We start from the raw sequence: 14,476 nt of genomic DNA on the forward strand, positions 1-14,476 counted from the left end.
GACAGTCGGTCGTTCGACAAGCCGCGCGTCGTCAACGCTCCGCGGGCTGGCGCCTGCTACTTGGCAGGTCGCCACGGAGGCGCGGGGCGAAGATACGGGAAGTCTACCTGCGGGGGCTTCGCTTGAAGCGCCGCCAGGTTCTCTCCGGTCTTGAGCATCGTATCCGGTGAAGACCGGATGCCACTTTTCGGAATGGTTCGGTGGGCCTCAGGCGCCCTCGACCAGGACGATCTCGCCATCGGCGACCTTCTGGCGGATGGCGACGGCGCGCTGGTATTCAGGCGAGTGGTAGCAATCGTGTGCGGCAGCGAGCGATTCGAACTCGATGATGACATTGCGTGCGCGGCCGGGCCCTTCGGCCTTTTCATGTTCGCCGCCGCGCGCCAGGAATTTCGCGCCGAAGCGCTCGAAGGCAGGCTTGGCAGCGGCGACATAGTCCTTGTAGCCTTCGGCGTCGCGCACATCGACGCGAGCGATCCAGTATCCCTTGGGCATGTCTTGTCTCCGAAGTCGTTTTTTGGATTATGCCGAGCGCATTTCGTCAAGGATGGCTTCTGCCGCTTCTCGTTTGTTGGCCGCAGCAATGATCGGGCGGCCGACGACGAGGTGGCTAGAGCCGTTGCGGATTGCCTGGCCCGGCGTCACCACGCGCTTCTGGTCGCCATGGTCGCTGCCCGTGGGACGGATGCCCGGCGTCACCACCGCCATGTCGGGGCCGACGATGCGGCGCACCGCTTCGGCCTCCGCGGCCGAGCAGACGATGCCGCCCATGCCGGCATGCAGTGCCTGTTCGGAGCGCCTGAGCACCAGCGTATGCGGGTCGTACTCATAGCCGACATCGATCATGTCCTGCTCGTCCATCGAGGTCAGCACGCTGACGGCAAGCAGGCAAAGGTTGCTGCCGCGTGCTGCTTCCACCGCGGCCGCCATCGCCTTGGGATAGGCGTGGATGGTCAGCATGGTCATGCCCATCCTGACGATGTTCTCGACGCCCTTGGCCACGGTGTGGTCGATGTCGAGCAGCTTCATGTCGAGGAAGACCTTGGTGCCGCCGCTGGCCAGTTCGCGGGCGAAATCGAGCCCGCCGGCGAAGGCAAGCTGGTAGCCGATCTTGTAGAAGGAGACGACGCCGTCGAGTTCGCGCACCGCCTGCTCGGCTTCCTTCACGGTCGGCACGTCGAGGCCGACGATCAGTCTTTCCTGCATGGATTGGGCCTGCAAGGTGCCGGCAATCATGTCGCGATCCGGGTGGACAGCATGCGCGAGGTTTCGATCAGCGTGCGGCATAGGTGCTCCATCGATTTGTGCAGTCTTTCGTCACGGAAATGGCCGTCCTCGTCGAAGGCCTCGCCGCCCTCGGGCACCGAGCATTCCGGCGTCACCACCTCCATCTGGCAGCGTACCAGCACGGCGCGCAGATGGTTGATGCAACGGATGCCGGCAAAGTGCCCGTTGGAGGATGAGCAGAGGCCGGCGACCTTGCCGGCAAGCGGCCTGACCGGCCGGCCGGCATCCCTGCGCACACGGCTTACCCAGTCGATCGTGTTCTTGAGCAGCGGCGGTATGGAGCCGTTGTATTCCGGCGTGGCGATCAGCAACCCGTCATGGGTGATCACCAGACGGCCGAGTCTCTGGGCGTTTTCGGGAACACCTTGTTCCTTTTCCAGATCCTCGTCCATGATCGGCAAGGGATAGTCCGCGAGCGAGATGCGGGTCACCTCGGCGCCTTGCATCGCAAGTTCCTTCTGCGCCACGTCGGCGGTCCTGCCGCTATAGGCGCCGCTGCGCACCGAGCCGGCGAAGACGAGGATTTTCGGGATCACTGCCATTGGCCACCCTTGTTCCCGGACAGGTACAGCCAAGGCCCGCTCAAATCAACGCCAACTTCGTCATCCCTGAGCGAAGCCGGGATCCTCGGGTCTGCGCCGCGTCGCTACGCTCCTTGCTCCGCCCGTGGATGACGAAGTGATAGGCGAACAGCCCCGCGCCGAGGAACTAATGGGCCTCGCGGCGATAGATCCACAGCTGCGTCGGCGGGATGTTGCGGAAGATGAAATCGAAATGCTTGACCGTGTAGTCGCCGCGGCCGGCCGGGATCGGCGACATCGGGCCATAGGTCAGCTGCACGATCGGCCGTCCGGCCGGGATACGGTCGAGCAGGCTCTCGATATAGGCGATGCGCTGGGCGACCGGAAAGTTGAGCAGCGGCACGCCGGAAACGACGGAATCGAAGACCATCCCGCTCTTGTCGCCAAGCGTGGCGTTGAGATTGAAGGCGTCGCCCTCGATGACGTTGACGCCGGGATAGAGCCGCCGCAGGTGACGGACGAAATCCGCGGAATATTCGACCGCGTAGAGGTTTTCGGGCCGCACGCCCTGGGCGAGGATGGCGCGGGTGATGACGCCGGTGCCGGGACCGACCTCGAGCACCGGCAGGCCGGATTTCGGATTGACGATCGAAGCCATCTTGCGGGCGGTGATCGAACTGGTCGGCACGATCGAGCCGACGGTCTTCGGCTTGTCGATCCAGCCCTTGAAGAATTTGAGTTCGTCGTCGAACTTTTCGACAAGCGCCTTTCGCAGTCCAGGGCCACGTGTCATGCAAGTTCTCCTCAGCGCTCCCCGCAAGTTACTTAACACCTGAGCGGTGCAAGGCAAGGCGCGGCCGGACACATGTCGTGGATAAGATAACTTTCGTCGCGTCTCAAGGGGTTGCCCGGGTCACGGATTTTCGCGGCGCAGGCCGGTTCCGCTGCCGGGCGACTTGCATCAACGCTCGCCGAAGGATTCGAAGAAATCCTTCATGCGGGCGAAAAAGCCGCTCGATTGGGGCGAATTGTCCTGCGAGGAGAGCTGTTCGAACTCCTCCAGCAGTTCGCGCTGGCGGCGGGTCAGGTTCTGCGGCGTCTCGACCGCGGTCTGGATGTAGAGGTCGCCGACATTGGGCTGACGCAGCACCGGCATGCCCTTGCCCTTGAGGCGGAACTGGCGGCCGTTCTGGGTGCCTTCCGGCACCTTGACCTTGGTCTGGGTGCCGTCCAGCGTCGTCACCTCGAAGGAGCCGCCAAGGGCCGCCGTCGTCATCGAGATCGGCACCTTGCAATAGAGGTCGGCGCCGTCGCGCTGGAAGAACTCGTGCGGCTTCACCGCCAGGAAAATATAGAGGTCGCCCGATGGCCCGCCGCGCAGGCCGGCCTCGCCTTCATTGGCAAGGCGGATGCGGGTGCCGTCCTCGATGCCGGCCGGGATGTTGACCGACAGCGAACGCTCCTCGGTGACGCGGCCCTGGCCGGCGCATTTCGGGCAGGGGTCCTTGATGGTCTGGCCACGCCCCTGGCACTGCGGACAGGTCCGCTCGATCGAGAAGAAGCCTTGCGTGGCGCGCACCTTGCCGTGGCCGTTGCACATCGAGCAGGTGACGGGCTGGGTGCCGGGCTTGGCGCCGCTGCCCGAACATTCCGAACAGGAGATCGACGCCGGCACGCGGATCTGCGCGGTCTTACCGGCAAAGGCCTCTTCCAGCGTGATTTCCATGTTATAGCGCAGGTCAGCGCCGCGCTCGCGGCCGCCCGACGAGCGGCGCTGGCGCCCGCCCATCATGTCGCCGAAAATATCCTCGAAGATGTCGGCGAAGCCGCCGGCGCCAAAGCCTTGCGCGCCGCCATTCATGCCGCCCTGCTCGAAGGCCGCGTGGCCGAAGCGGTCATAGGCCGCACGCTTCTGCGGGTCCTTCAGCGTCTCGTAGGCTTCGTTGATTTCCTTGAACTTGTGCTCGCAGGAATGATCGCCGGGGTTGCGGTCGGGGTGGAACTGCATGGCGAGCTTGCGGAAAGCGCTCTTGAGCTCCCTCTCATCGGCGCCCTTTTGCACGCCCAGCGTCTCGTAGAAATCAGCTTTCATTTTTTCCCGCTGTCCGGATGCTCAACGTCTTGAAGCATTGTTGCGTCGTTTGCCGGCATTGCCGTTCCGATTTAGGTGCGATGGAAGCGGGATGCCAGTGTCGACGCCGGTTTGCCTGCATTTTTTCAGCCAAGGCCCGCTGTTTTTCTGCAAGGGGTTGCAAAAAAGCCCGGCCTTCGCCGGGCTTTTCGCTCTATCTTGCCGTCAAGCGGTTCAGGCCGACTTCTTCTTGTCGTCGTCTTCGTCGATTTCCTCGAAATCGGCATCGACCACATCGCTGTCCTTGGCGGCGTCCGCCTTGGCATCGGCTTCCGCCGCTTCCTTCTGCGAAGCCTCGTACATGGCCTGGCCAAGCTTCATCGAAGCCTCGGCGAGCGCCTGGCTCTTGGCCTCGATGTCGGCCGCGTCATCGCCTTCGGTCGCGGTCTTCAGCGCCGTGATTGCATCGGCAATTGCCGTGCGGTCGCCTTCCGAAACCTTCTCGCCATATTCCTTCAGCGACTTCTCCGAGGAATGCAGCAGCGCTTCGGCCTGATTGCGGGCTTCGACCAGCGCGCGGCGCTTCTTGTCGGTCTCGGCATTGGCCTCGGCGTCCTTGACCATCTTCTCGATGTCGGCGTCCGAAAGACCACCCGATGCCTGGATGCGGATCTGGTGTTCCTTGCCGGTGCCCTTGTCCTTGGCCGAGACGTTGACGATGCCGTTGGCGTCTATGTCGAAGGTGACCTCGATCTGAGGCACGCCGCGCGGCGCCGGCGGGATGCCGACCAGGTCGAACTGGCCAAGCGCCTTGTTGTCGGCGGCCATTTCGCGCTCACCCTGGAAGACCCGGATGGTCACGGCCGATTGACTGTCCTCGGCCGTCGAGAACACCTGGCTCTTCTTGGTCGGGATCGTCGTGTTGCGTTCGATCAGGCGCGTGAACACGCCACCCAGCGTCTCGATGCCGAGCGACAGCGGCGTCACGTCGAGCAACAGCACGTCCTTGACGTCGCCCTGCAGCACGCCGGCCTGGATGGCGGCGCCGAGAGCGACGACCTCATCCGGATTGACGCCCTTGTGCGGCTCCTTGCCGAAGAACTGCTTCACGATCTCCTGGATCTTGGGCATGCGGGTCATGCCGCCGACCAGAACGACTTCGTCGATCTCGCCGGCCTTCAGGCCGGCATCCTTGAGCGCCGCCTTGCAAGGGGCAATCGTGCGCTGGACCAGGTCGTCGACCAGTTGCTCAAACTTGGCGCGCGTCAGCTTCAGCGTCAGGTGCTTCGGCCCGGTCGCGTCGGCGGTGATGAAGGGCAGGTTGATTTCGGTCTGGGTGGTCGACGACAGCTCGATCTTGGCCTTTTCAGCCGCCTCCTTGAGGCGCTGCAGGGCAAGCTTGTCGTTCTTCAGGTCGATGCCCTGTTCCTTCTTGAACTCGGCCGCCAGGTACTCGACCAGGCGCATGTCGAAATCCTCGCCGCCGAGGAAGGTGTCGCCGTTGGTCGACTTCACCTCGAATACGCCGTCGCCGATTTCAAGCACCGAAATGTCGAACGTGCCGCCGCCAAGGTCATAGACGGCGATGGTCTTGCCTTCTTTCTTGTCGAGGCCATAGGCAAGCGCCGCGGCAGTCGGCTCGTTGATGATGCGCAGCACTTCAAGGCCGGCGATCTTGCCGGCGTCCTTGGTTGCCTGGCGCTGGGCGTCGTTGAAATAGGCCGGCACGGTGATGACCGCCTTCTCGACCTTCTCGCCGAGATAGGCTTCCGCCGTCTCCTTCATCTTCTGCAGGATCATGGCCGAAATCTGCGAGGGCGACTGCTTCCTGCCGCCGGCTTCGACCCAGGCATCGCCATTGTCGCCCTTGACGATCTTGTAGGGGACAAGCTTCTTGTCCTTCTCCGTCACCGGATCGTCATACCGGCGGCCGATCAGGCGCTTGACCGCGAAGATGGTGTTTTCAGGATTGGTGACCGCCTGGCGCTTGGCCGGCTGGCCGACCAGACGTTCGTCATCGCCTGAGATGGCGACGATGGAAGGCGTCGTGCGTGCGCCTTCCGCATTCTCAATTACCTTCGGCTCCTTGCCATCCATGATGGCGATACAGGAGTTGGTGGTGCCGAGATCGATACCGATTACTTTTGCCATTTTTCTAGTCTCTCCGCTAAGCAGGCTCTCAGGACCCGTACAGGCATTCCGACGAAAGCCCCTGTTCACAAGAAATCCCGTTCCGGCAACCGGCATTCCGGCACCGAACGGCTTGGCGCGTATATAAGAACAGGCGGCATCGCGCGCAAGCATTCTGCGCAAGGCTTCCATGAACCTTTCCACCTCCGCCCGCGACTGATGTCCAGGTGCCGCATGGTGCGGCCCGGAAAGGAAGCCCCCCATGACCAATAACCCAGAGACTCCGCGGTCTCCGGGAACAACAGGAGCTCGGCGCGACCACCGCCTTCGGGACGGGGTCGATGCGCTGGGCTTTCCGCTGATTCCGTTGACCCTGCGTAAGAGCAGGCGTATCGTGACAACGAGGGAAGCAGACAATTCGATCAGGGAAGAACGAGCCGGAATACCGCGCCTTGCCCTGATTTGCGCGGCCAGACCGGACGTTTCTCCCGTCGACTACGGGGGGAGTGTCATGTCTCGCATCCGCGGCTCGTTCGTGTCGTCTCTTGACGGTCGTTTGCGTCGTGCCGCGCATGCAGGCGGCGCATTGCTGGCGCTGGCGCTAGCCGCCGGCCTGTGGCCGGGTGGCGCCGCGCAGGCGCAGGAAACCCAGATCATCTATCCCGGCTCGATGGCGGTGACCGGATTTTCCGGCACCATCATTCCCAATTTCGACGAGGGCCTGCCGCCCGGCGTCGATCCGGTCGACGAAACCTTCATCGACCCCACGCGCGCCACCTTGCGCGTGTTCGACGTTTCGCATCTGGGCGGACCAGCCTCCGGCCAACTCGTCAACACGCCGCCGCCTTTCGAGGTGACGGCGGAGCAGATCGGCCAGGTGTTCGGCGTCACCTATGATGACGGCGTGCGCGATGGCGTCCCCTCCGGCATTCCCAATCTCTATGCCGGCGCCACCTCGCTGCACGGCATCCGCATCGTTACGCCGGACGCCGACGATGACGGTCGCCCCGAGCGGCAGCGTCGCGGCGCGGCCGGCGCCACCTTCATGGATGGCCAGTTCGGCACCGAAAACGGTGGCGGGCCGGGCACCATCTGGAAGATCGACGGCTTCACCGGCCAGGTCTCCAAATTCGCCGACATCGACACCAACAGCGGTCCCGGCATCGGCAATCTCACCTTCGATCCTAGCCACCGCCAGTTCTTTGCTTCCGACCTCGACACCGGCCTGATCCATCGCATCGATGCCGACGGCAGGTTGATCGACAGCTTCGACCATGGCGTCGCCGGCCGGCCCGCGCATGGCCTCGCTCCTGTCGCCGACGACGGGTCGATCATGGACATACAGGGCGCGGCCTTCGATAGCGAAGACCCCGACAGCTGGGGCTACACGCAGGACGAGCGTCGCATCTGGGCCGTCTCCTATCATGGCGGCCGGCTCTTCTACTCGGTCGGCGAAAAGTCGGAAATCTGGTCGGTGGGCATCGCCCGCGACGGCACCTTTGCCGGCGACCCGCGCTGGGAACTGACGGTCAAGGCCGACAAGGACTACGCCGTCACCGATATCGCCTTCGACAATAGCGGTTTCATGTACCTGGCCCAGCGCGGCCCGGTCGAGAACCGCTACGATTACAGTCAGTTCGCCGATTCCGGCAAGGGCGAGGTCATCCGCTACTGGCGCGAGAACCCGGACGATCCGGCAACCGAATCGGTCTGGGTGGAAATGCCGCAGGAATATGCGGTCGGCTTCCCGCCAGGTTTCAGGCAGTCGGCCGGCGGTCTCGACCTGCAATATGGCTATGACGGCGACGGCAATCTCGACACCTCGGTCTGCACGCAGACGCTGGTCAACACCGGCGACAAGCTGCGCGACAATCCGGCTCTCGCCGAACAGCTCGCCGCCGGCGGGCCGCTGGCCGTGCATGGCGTGCAGATCACGCCGAAAGAGCTGGTCAAGCTGGCCAACGCGCCGCCCTTCGGCTCCTGGTTCGTCGATTTCGACGGCTATTTTGAAGACCCGGAGGTCGAGGGTCATGTCGGCGACGTTGCCGTCTGGCATCCTTGCGAGGGCCGCGCCGGCTATTATGAAGAAATCCCGGGCGGCTACCTGCCCCCCTTCTACCCGCCGGACTTCCCACCGCCCGGCAATCTGCCTCCGTGCATCGATGTCGAGGATGTCCAGTATTACTGCACGCCTTCCGGCCTCGAGGCCGATCTCTATCTCCATGACCATGCCGGCGTCGGCGGCGATTCGATCAAGGCCCAGTCCAGGACGCCAGGCGTCGGGGTAACCACCCGGCAGTCGCATGCGCCCGGCAAGCCCTACACGATCGACATCACCGGCCACTATCCGGGCGACACAGTCGATGTCGGGCTCTGCTTCTACAGGAAGTCCGACAAGGACAAGGGTGGTTACTACCCTTGCTGCAAGATGACCTTGCCGCTCAGAACCCCAGCCGTCAGCTGCGAACGTTGAGGAGGGGAAGATGAAAAATCTCGCACTCTCCCCGCTCGCGACGAACGCTCAAACAACCGTCATGGAGACGATCATGAAACCCCTGTCATACGCCAGGCGCGGCGCGCGCTGGCTGATGGCGGCCGGTATCGCGGTCGCCATGCTGACCCCGGTGCAAGGCTTTGCGGAAGACTCTGCCCCAATCACCCCGGAGCTGAAGCTCGACCTCGACAGTTCGCGCGTCATCACTCCGAGGCCCGACCGGGTCGTACCCTTCTTCACCAAGACAGGCACTCAACGAGGCTGTGACTACGTCGTCTATTCGCTGAGCTTCGGCCTGCGCGGCGACCCGCAAGGCTTTGCCGACCCGAGCCTCGTGGCCAGGCTGAAAAAACTTCAACTCGACTTCAAGGACCAGCTTCCGCATGGCCTTGCGATCGTCAATGTCAACGTGTCCGGCGACGGCACGGATGCGTCCGGCGGACCATTGCCGGGCGCAACGATCAGCACCTCCGCCGATCCTAACGATACGGCTGTTGTTTCCGATTTCCGGATTTCCGCCAGCGATATCGACGGCGTCGGCGCTGCCAACGAGCGCGTCATCACCTTCAAGATCACCGCCAAGATCGACCATGCGGCGTTTCCCGCGCCGACGGTCGTCGACAACCAGGGCATGATCAAGGTGACGGCCGGACCGGGCACGGGGACCATCATCCCGTCGCAGGATCCGACCAAGCCCGACGACGGCGACTTCAAGACCGGCGTGAAGACCTCGATCAAGATCGACGTCACCAAGTGCAACCCGCCACCGCCACCTCCCGGCAAGGAATGCTTCAAGGTGGAACGCGGCACGGTCGACTGCGTGCCCGGCGGCGGCGCCTTCATCTACCACATGCCGGTCGGCCCGGAGATGGGCGGCAAATGGATGCAGGTGTCGACGACCACGCCCGGCATCACCATCATCCCCGACAGCCAACTGGTGCCGGCGGGCGGCGGTGTCCTCAACTGGAAGATCGTTGGCGCATCGCCCGGCGACGTCATCCACCTCATCGTCACCGGCATCGAGACCTATGCCGGTCCGAAGGAAGGCTGGGGCCTGTGCTGCACGCAGACAATCGACATCGTCATCCCGCGTGACCTCAGGTGCCCACCCAAGGACAAGGAACCGGACCTCAAGGTCGAGAAACGCGCCAACGTGACGCGTTGCACGATGGGCGGCGGCTGCGACTTCACCATCAGGGTCACCAATGTCGGCACCGGCGCCTACCACGGCACGATCGTGCTCGACGAGGTGACTCTGCCGGCCGGCTCGACGCTTGATTCAGGACCCAATCCGCCCTGGGTCTGCGTACCCGGCACCACCCCGATGGCGTGCACCTATCCGGTGACCACGCTCAATCCGGGGGCCTCCGTCGATCTCAAGCTCGGCTTCAAGCCGGCCGGAGGTTGGCAAGGCACCGTGCTGCGCAACTGCGCCACCTACAACTATGGGGCCAGCGGCAAGCCGCTGTTCGGCAGCCAGTCGAACGATCGCGGCTGTGCTGCGATCCCGATCTGCCGGCGTGGCGACCGTGACCGCGACTGTCGGCCGCCGGTCGAAAAGAAGGTCGACCTGATCCTGAAGAAGCGTGCCCGTATCCCGGTCTGCACGGCCGACGGCATCTGCTATTTCGTGATCGACATCATCAACAACGGCACATCAACCTATAACGGGCCGCTGACGGTGATCGACAGCTATCCGGGCGGCGCGCCGTCCTCCTCGACCTTTGGCCCGAGCCCGCCCTGGACATGCGGACCGAACGGCCCCGGCCAGTTCCGCTGCGACAATGCGGGGATCTCGCTGCCCGCGGGCGCCTCGACCCCGATCGTCGTCAAGGCGGTTATGCCGGCCGGCTATCAGTCTGACGCGGTGGAGAACTGCGCCGCGGTGAAGCCCATCCCCGGTGAGGTCGACCTCACCAACAACAAGGCCTGCGCCAAGGAACGCTTCCGTCATCCCAATGGCGGCAAGCCGACCCTGCGCATCACCAAGGTGTGCAACGGCTCGCTCGCCGGTGCCGGGGTCGTATCTTGCCGCATCACCGTCATCAGCCTTGGCAACGCTGCCCCCACCGGTCCGGTGCGGGTCAACGATGCCGCCACGCTGGTGGCCGGCGGCGCGCCCGTCCAGATCCAGACCGTCACCCCTGACGGCGCGGAATGGGCGTGCGGACCGGTTCCGGCCAATGCGCTGTCGTGCCAGATTCCCGGTGCCGTGATGACACCTGGAACCAGCCGCCACTTCGACGTGACGGTCTCGGCGAATGGCGCGTTCGAGAACTGCGCGCGCGGTTCGTATGGTCCGGCCCCGGGCGACGACATCGTCTATCCGATCGGCCAGGCCTGCGCCAAGGGCGGCGGTACCTCGACCATCCGTGTTGAGAAGACCGGCGACCGCGAATGCAAGCTCGGCCAACCCTGCTCGTTCGAGATCACCATCACCAATGACGGGACGACCCCCTTCTCGGGTCCAGTCCGTATCGGTGATGCGATCGGCGTTGAGGGTCTAGGCAGGCTGGAAGGCGTTGAAATCACGTCGATCGATCCGCCCTTCGGCTGCTCGCCGGAACCGGCAACCTTGCCGCTGTCCTGCATTGCCAACCTGACGCTCGGCGCAGGCGAAAGCCAGGTGCATCATGTCACCGTGGTCATTCCCGACGACGGCCGCCTGGCCAATCTGCAGGGCAACGTCAGCGGCCAGAACTGCGTCGGCGTCCTGTCTCCCGACACGCGGGTGCAAGGCGGTGGCGACGTGCTTGGCGGCGACCAGACCAATGTGCAGGGCGATCGCGGCAAGGCCTATGCCTGCCATCCCTTCACCATCAGCCAGGAGACGAAGAAGGAATGCTCGGCAGGCTTCGTCATGAACGACGCCGGCCGCTGCGTCTGCCCGGAAGGCACAACCTTCCGCAACGGCCAGTGCACCGGCGGTGGCACCAACGTTCTGCCGCCGCCACCACCATCGCGCTGCGTGCTGCTCGAAGGCCAGATCCGCACCGAGGACGGACGCTGCGTCTGCCCACGCGGAACCGGGCTTGAGAACGGCAAATGCGTCAGGACCGACAGGCCCGATCAGTGCACCATCCGTGGCCAGGTCCACAATTCGGATGGCGATTGCGTCTGCCCCAAGGGTACGGAAGTCAGGGACAGTGCCTGCCGTCCGATCCGGCCGAAGCCCGAGCAATGCACGATCCGTGGCCAGGTCCACAATTCGGACGGCGATTGTGTCTGCCCGAGGGGGACCGAGGTGCGCAATGGCGCCTGCCGCCCGATCCGGCCGAAGCCCGAGCAATGCACGATCCGTGGCCAGGTCCAGAATTCGGACGGCGAGTGTGTCTGCCCGAGAGGGACCGAGGTGCGCAATGGCGCCTGCCGCCCGATCCAGCCGAAGCCCGAGCAATGCACGATCCGTGGCCAGGTCCATGACGCCAACGGCGATTGTGTCTGCCCGAGGGGTACCGAGGTGCAGGGCAATGCCTGCCGGCGCAAGCAGCCAACGCAGGAGCAGTGCGACATACGCGGCCAGGTCCACAACAAGCGCGGCGAATGTGTCTGTCCGCGTGGGACGCAGGTGATCAACGGCGCATGCCGCAAGCCCAGGCAGGAGGTGGAATGCGCACCGGGCTCACAGATGATCAATGGCCAATGCCAGCCGATCATCAGGCGGCGCTGCCCTGAAGGCACGATCGGGCGGTATCCGAACTGCCGGCCGGTCCGCGGGCAACCGTCTTTGGAGCTCAACCCGGGCCTGCTGCTGCAGCAGGTACTGCCACGGCGCAGGCCGCAGGTCGAACAGCAGCAGGATCCGGTTCCAAACAGAATCCTGAACCTCCAGCAGCAATAACCATCTGCTCGACGCCAGACAGAAACCCGCCCCAGAAACCCGCCGGAGCAATCCGGCGGGTTTTTCTTATGGCTCCGGGGCAAGCGGAAATTGGCCGCACCACGATCGGAGACGCCACAACGCCACCCGGGCCGTGCAGCGCCCGCGCACTCGACAAGTCGGCTGGAGCGCATTAGGCAGTCGATCCAGAGTGGCCGGATGAAAAGGGCGCTCGGAAAGGCCGCACCCATGAGCAGAAAGACCTTGATCGCACCGTCGGTACTGGCATCGGATTTTTCCCGGCTCGGCGATGAGGTCGAAGCGGTGGCGGCGGCCGGCGCCGACTGGATCCATCTGGATGTGATGGACGGGCACTTTGTCCCCAACATCACCTTTGGCCCGCCGGTGATCAAGGCGATCCGCAACCGCACCAAGGCCTTCTTCGACTGCCATCTGATGATTGCCCCGGCCGACCCCTATCTGGCCGCTTTCGCCGAGGCCGGCTGCGACGGCTTGACCGTGCATGCCGAGGCCGGGCCGCATCTCGACCGCTCGCTTCAAACCATCAGGAACCTTGGCAAGAAGGCCGGAGTGTCGCTCAATCCGGCAACGGCTGAAAGCGTGGTCGAATATGTGCTCGACCGGCTCGACCTGATCCTGATCATGACCGTCAATCCGGGCTTCGGCGGCCAGGCCTTCATTCCGGCTGTTGTCGACAAGGTGAAGCGGGTCAAGGCGCTGATCGGCGACCGGCCGATCCGCATCGAGATCGACGGCGGTGTTTCAGCCGAAACCGCGCCGCTGGTCACCGCCGCCGGCGCCGACGTGCTGGTGGCGGGCGCCGCCATTTTCAAAGGCGGCAGTGTCGAAGCCTACCGGCAAAACATCCAGGCGATCAGGACGGCAGCCGACAACGCAGCCGGCTAACTCACGGCGCAACGCGTCTTCTGGGCCTCGATCCTCTATGGCATTGCGCCCCGGAAGCAGCGACAGCCGGATTCGGCTTCACTGTTCGCCGCCTGTGGGCGCAACAGAACAGGTGGTCTCACGCACATACAAAAGAACAGGAAGATCAGATCCGCCTGCGTGCATACAAAACATGTTAAGTTTCCGCAGGTTGTGGGAATGCGCGGAGTTACTCCATTGATCTCCGGAATGCCGCATATTCCTTTGTGCTAAAGTACAATAGCGTGATCTTTTGCTTGAGCACGCGACGGCGCGCGTCATATGGTACAAGTACGAAAAGGCGAATTCTGCCGGACTCGAATTGCCCAGGTTTGGGGAGAAGGAGTCGCTGTGACATACGGAGCTGCCAATCTGAACGACGACGCCGCAGGACCCAAGAGCACGCTTGCCAGCACGGTCTATCAGCAATTGCGTGACGACCTTCTCGATGGTGTTCTTGAAGCCGAGAGCAAGCTGCGGGTCGAATGGGTGGTCTCCAAATATGGGGCTGGCGCTTCCCCTGTCCGCGAGGCTCTCAATCGCCTCGCCTCGGAAGGGCTTCTCGGCCGGCACGACCAGCGTGGCTTCTTCATCATGCCGGTCAGCGCCTCGGAACTCGAGGAGCTGACGCGTACCCGCTGCTGGCTGGAGGAGCGGGCGCTTCGCGAATCCATTGCCCACCGCACCGCCGAATGGGAAGAACAGCTCGTCCTGGCGCTGCATCGCCTGGCGCGCGCGTCACGTCTTTCGCCGCAGAATCTCGTCTCGCTCAATCCGGATTGGGAGCGGCTGCACCGCATCTTCCACCGGGTCCTGATATCGGCCTGCCGGTCGCAATGGCTGGTGGGGTTCTGCGATCAGCTTTCCGATCACGCCTATCGCTACCGGCAAATGGCCAATGACGGCGACCGCGTCCAGCGCGACGGTTTCGGCGAGCATCGCCTGATCGCCGAATGTGCCCTGGACGGCAACGCCGACGGTGCGGTCGAGGCATTGATCAATCACTACCAACTGACCGCCGCGATGTGCATGAAACGCTTCAGTCAAGGCGAAGGGTCACAGGCGGTCGCCGGCAGAGCCGAGCGCGCACGGCGATAGCGGTGGTTTTCCCGGCGGACCTTTTGCGGCCCATTACCCGCAACCTCTGGCGTTGACACGACGGACGTGGCGCTCTCCGCGGTCTTGACGGCGCAGCTGGGAATCGCGAA

At 63.9% G+C, this 14,476-nt stretch carries 10 protein-coding genes; 4 read left to right on the plus strand and 6 right to left on the minus strand.

Annotated elements, in window-relative coordinates; genetic code table 11:
* Nucleotides 1–207: 207 nt before the first annotated feature.
* The 6 genes from ASD12_RS24835 to dnaK form a co-directional block, all read right to left on the minus strand.
* Nucleotides 208–495, minus strand: a complete 288-nt coding sequence (locus tag ASD12_RS24835) for a DUF1330 domain-containing protein (RefSeq protein ID WP_023762651.1) — start codon at nt 493–495, stop codon at nt 208–210.
* A gap of 27 nt (nt 496–522) precedes the next feature.
* Nucleotides 523–1,236: an orotidine-5'-phosphate decarboxylase gene (pyrF, locus tag ASD12_RS24840; protein WP_056592610.1), complete on the minus strand. Its 714-nt coding sequence runs from the start codon at nt 1,234–1,236 to the stop codon at nt 523–525.
* Nucleotides 1,233–1,829 carry an NADPH-dependent FMN reductase gene (locus tag ASD12_RS24845; RefSeq protein ID WP_056592614.1) on the minus strand — a complete coding sequence of 199 codons (597 nt, stop codon included), beginning with the start codon at nt 1,827–1,829 and terminating at the stop codon, nt 1,233–1,235. Before ASD12_RS24845 ends, pyrF begins: the two co-directional genes overlap by 4 nt.
* Before the next feature lie 166 nt (nt 1,830–1,995).
* Nucleotides 1,996–2,601 (minus strand): phospholipid N-methyltransferase PmtA, encoded by a 606-nt coding sequence (gene pmtA, locus ASD12_RS24850; protein ID WP_056592617.1) that lies wholly within the window; start codon nt 2,599–2,601, stop codon nt 1,996–1,998.
* Nucleotides 2,602–2,769: 168 nt separating this feature from the next.
* Entirely contained in the window at nt 2,770–3,900 is a 1,131-nt protein-coding gene (gene dnaJ / locus ASD12_RS24855; RefSeq protein ID WP_056592621.1) for a molecular chaperone DnaJ, read from the minus strand.
* A 213-nt stretch (nt 3,901–4,113) separates the two neighbouring features.
* A complete protein-coding gene (gene dnaK / locus ASD12_RS24860) occupies nt 4,114–6,030 on the minus strand; it encodes a molecular chaperone DnaK (protein WP_056592624.1) in 1,917 nt (638 codons plus the stop codon).
* A 490-nt stretch (nt 6,031–6,520) separates the two neighbouring features.
* Between dnaK and ASD12_RS24865 the strand changes: the two genes are divergently transcribed.
* The 4 genes from ASD12_RS24865 (at nt 6,521) to ASD12_RS24880 (ending at nt 14,366) form a co-directional block, all read left to right on the plus strand.
* Complete coding sequence (locus ASD12_RS24865; protein WP_082525668.1) at nt 6,521–8,482, plus strand: hypothetical protein; 1,962 nt, start codon at nt 6,521–6,523, stop codon at nt 8,480–8,482.
* Between the two features lie 10 nt (nt 8,483–8,492).
* Nucleotides 8,493–12,344, plus strand: a complete 3,852-nt coding sequence (locus tag ASD12_RS24870) for a DUF11 domain-containing protein (RefSeq protein WP_056592631.1) — start codon at nt 8,493–8,495, stop codon at nt 12,342–12,344.
* Between the two features lie 228 nt (nt 12,345–12,572).
* The gene (gene rpe / locus ASD12_RS24875; protein WP_056592634.1) at nt 12,573–13,250 is read left to right on the plus strand and encodes a ribulose-phosphate 3-epimerase; all 678 of its coding nucleotides are present in this window, start codon (nt 12,573–12,575) and stop codon (nt 13,248–13,250) included.
* A 369-nt stretch (nt 13,251–13,619) separates the two neighbouring features.
* The gene (locus ASD12_RS24880; RefSeq protein ID WP_056592638.1) at nt 13,620–14,366 is read left to right on the plus strand and encodes a GntR family transcriptional regulator; all 747 of its coding nucleotides are present in this window, start codon (nt 13,620–13,622) and stop codon (nt 14,364–14,366) included.
* Nucleotides 14,367–14,476: the final 110 nt, after the last annotated feature.

The sequence above is a fragment of the Mesorhizobium sp. Root102 genome, from assembly GCF_001425625.1.
Classification (GTDB): Bacteria; Pseudomonadota; Alphaproteobacteria; order Rhizobiales; family Rhizobiaceae; genus Mesorhizobium.

Coding starts and splice junctions, on each gene's coding strand:
- pmtA (WP_056592617.1), bottom strand. CDS start 2,601: ATGACACGTGGCCCTGGACTGCGAAAGGCGCTTGTCGAAAAGTTCGAC.
- ASD12_RS24845 (WP_056592614.1), bottom strand. CDS start 1,829: ATGGCAGTGATCCCGAAAATCCTCGTCTTCGCCGGCTCGGTGCGCAGC.
- dnaK (WP_056592624.1), bottom strand. CDS start 6,030: ATGGCAAAAGTAATCGGTATCGATCTCGGCACCACCAACTCCTGTATC.
- rpe (WP_056592634.1), top strand. CDS start 12,573: ATGAGCAGAAAGACCTTGATCGCACCGTCGGTACTGGCATCGGATTTT.
- pyrF (WP_056592610.1), bottom strand. CDS start 1,236: ATGATTGCCGGCACCTTGCAGGCCCAATCCATGCAGGAAAGACTGATC.
- dnaJ (WP_056592621.1), bottom strand. CDS start 3,900: ATGAAAGCTGATTTCTACGAGACGCTGGGCGTGCAAAAGGGCGCCGAT.
- ASD12_RS24865 (WP_082525668.1), top strand. CDS start 6,521: ATGTCTCGCATCCGCGGCTCGTTCGTGTCGTCTCTTGACGGTCGTTTG.
- ASD12_RS24835 (WP_023762651.1), bottom strand. CDS start 495: ATGCCCAAGGGATACTGGATCGCTCGCGTCGATGTGCGCGACGCCGAA.
- ASD12_RS24870 (WP_056592631.1), top strand. CDS start 8,493: ATGAAAAATCTCGCACTCTCCCCGCTCGCGACGAACGCTCAAACAACC.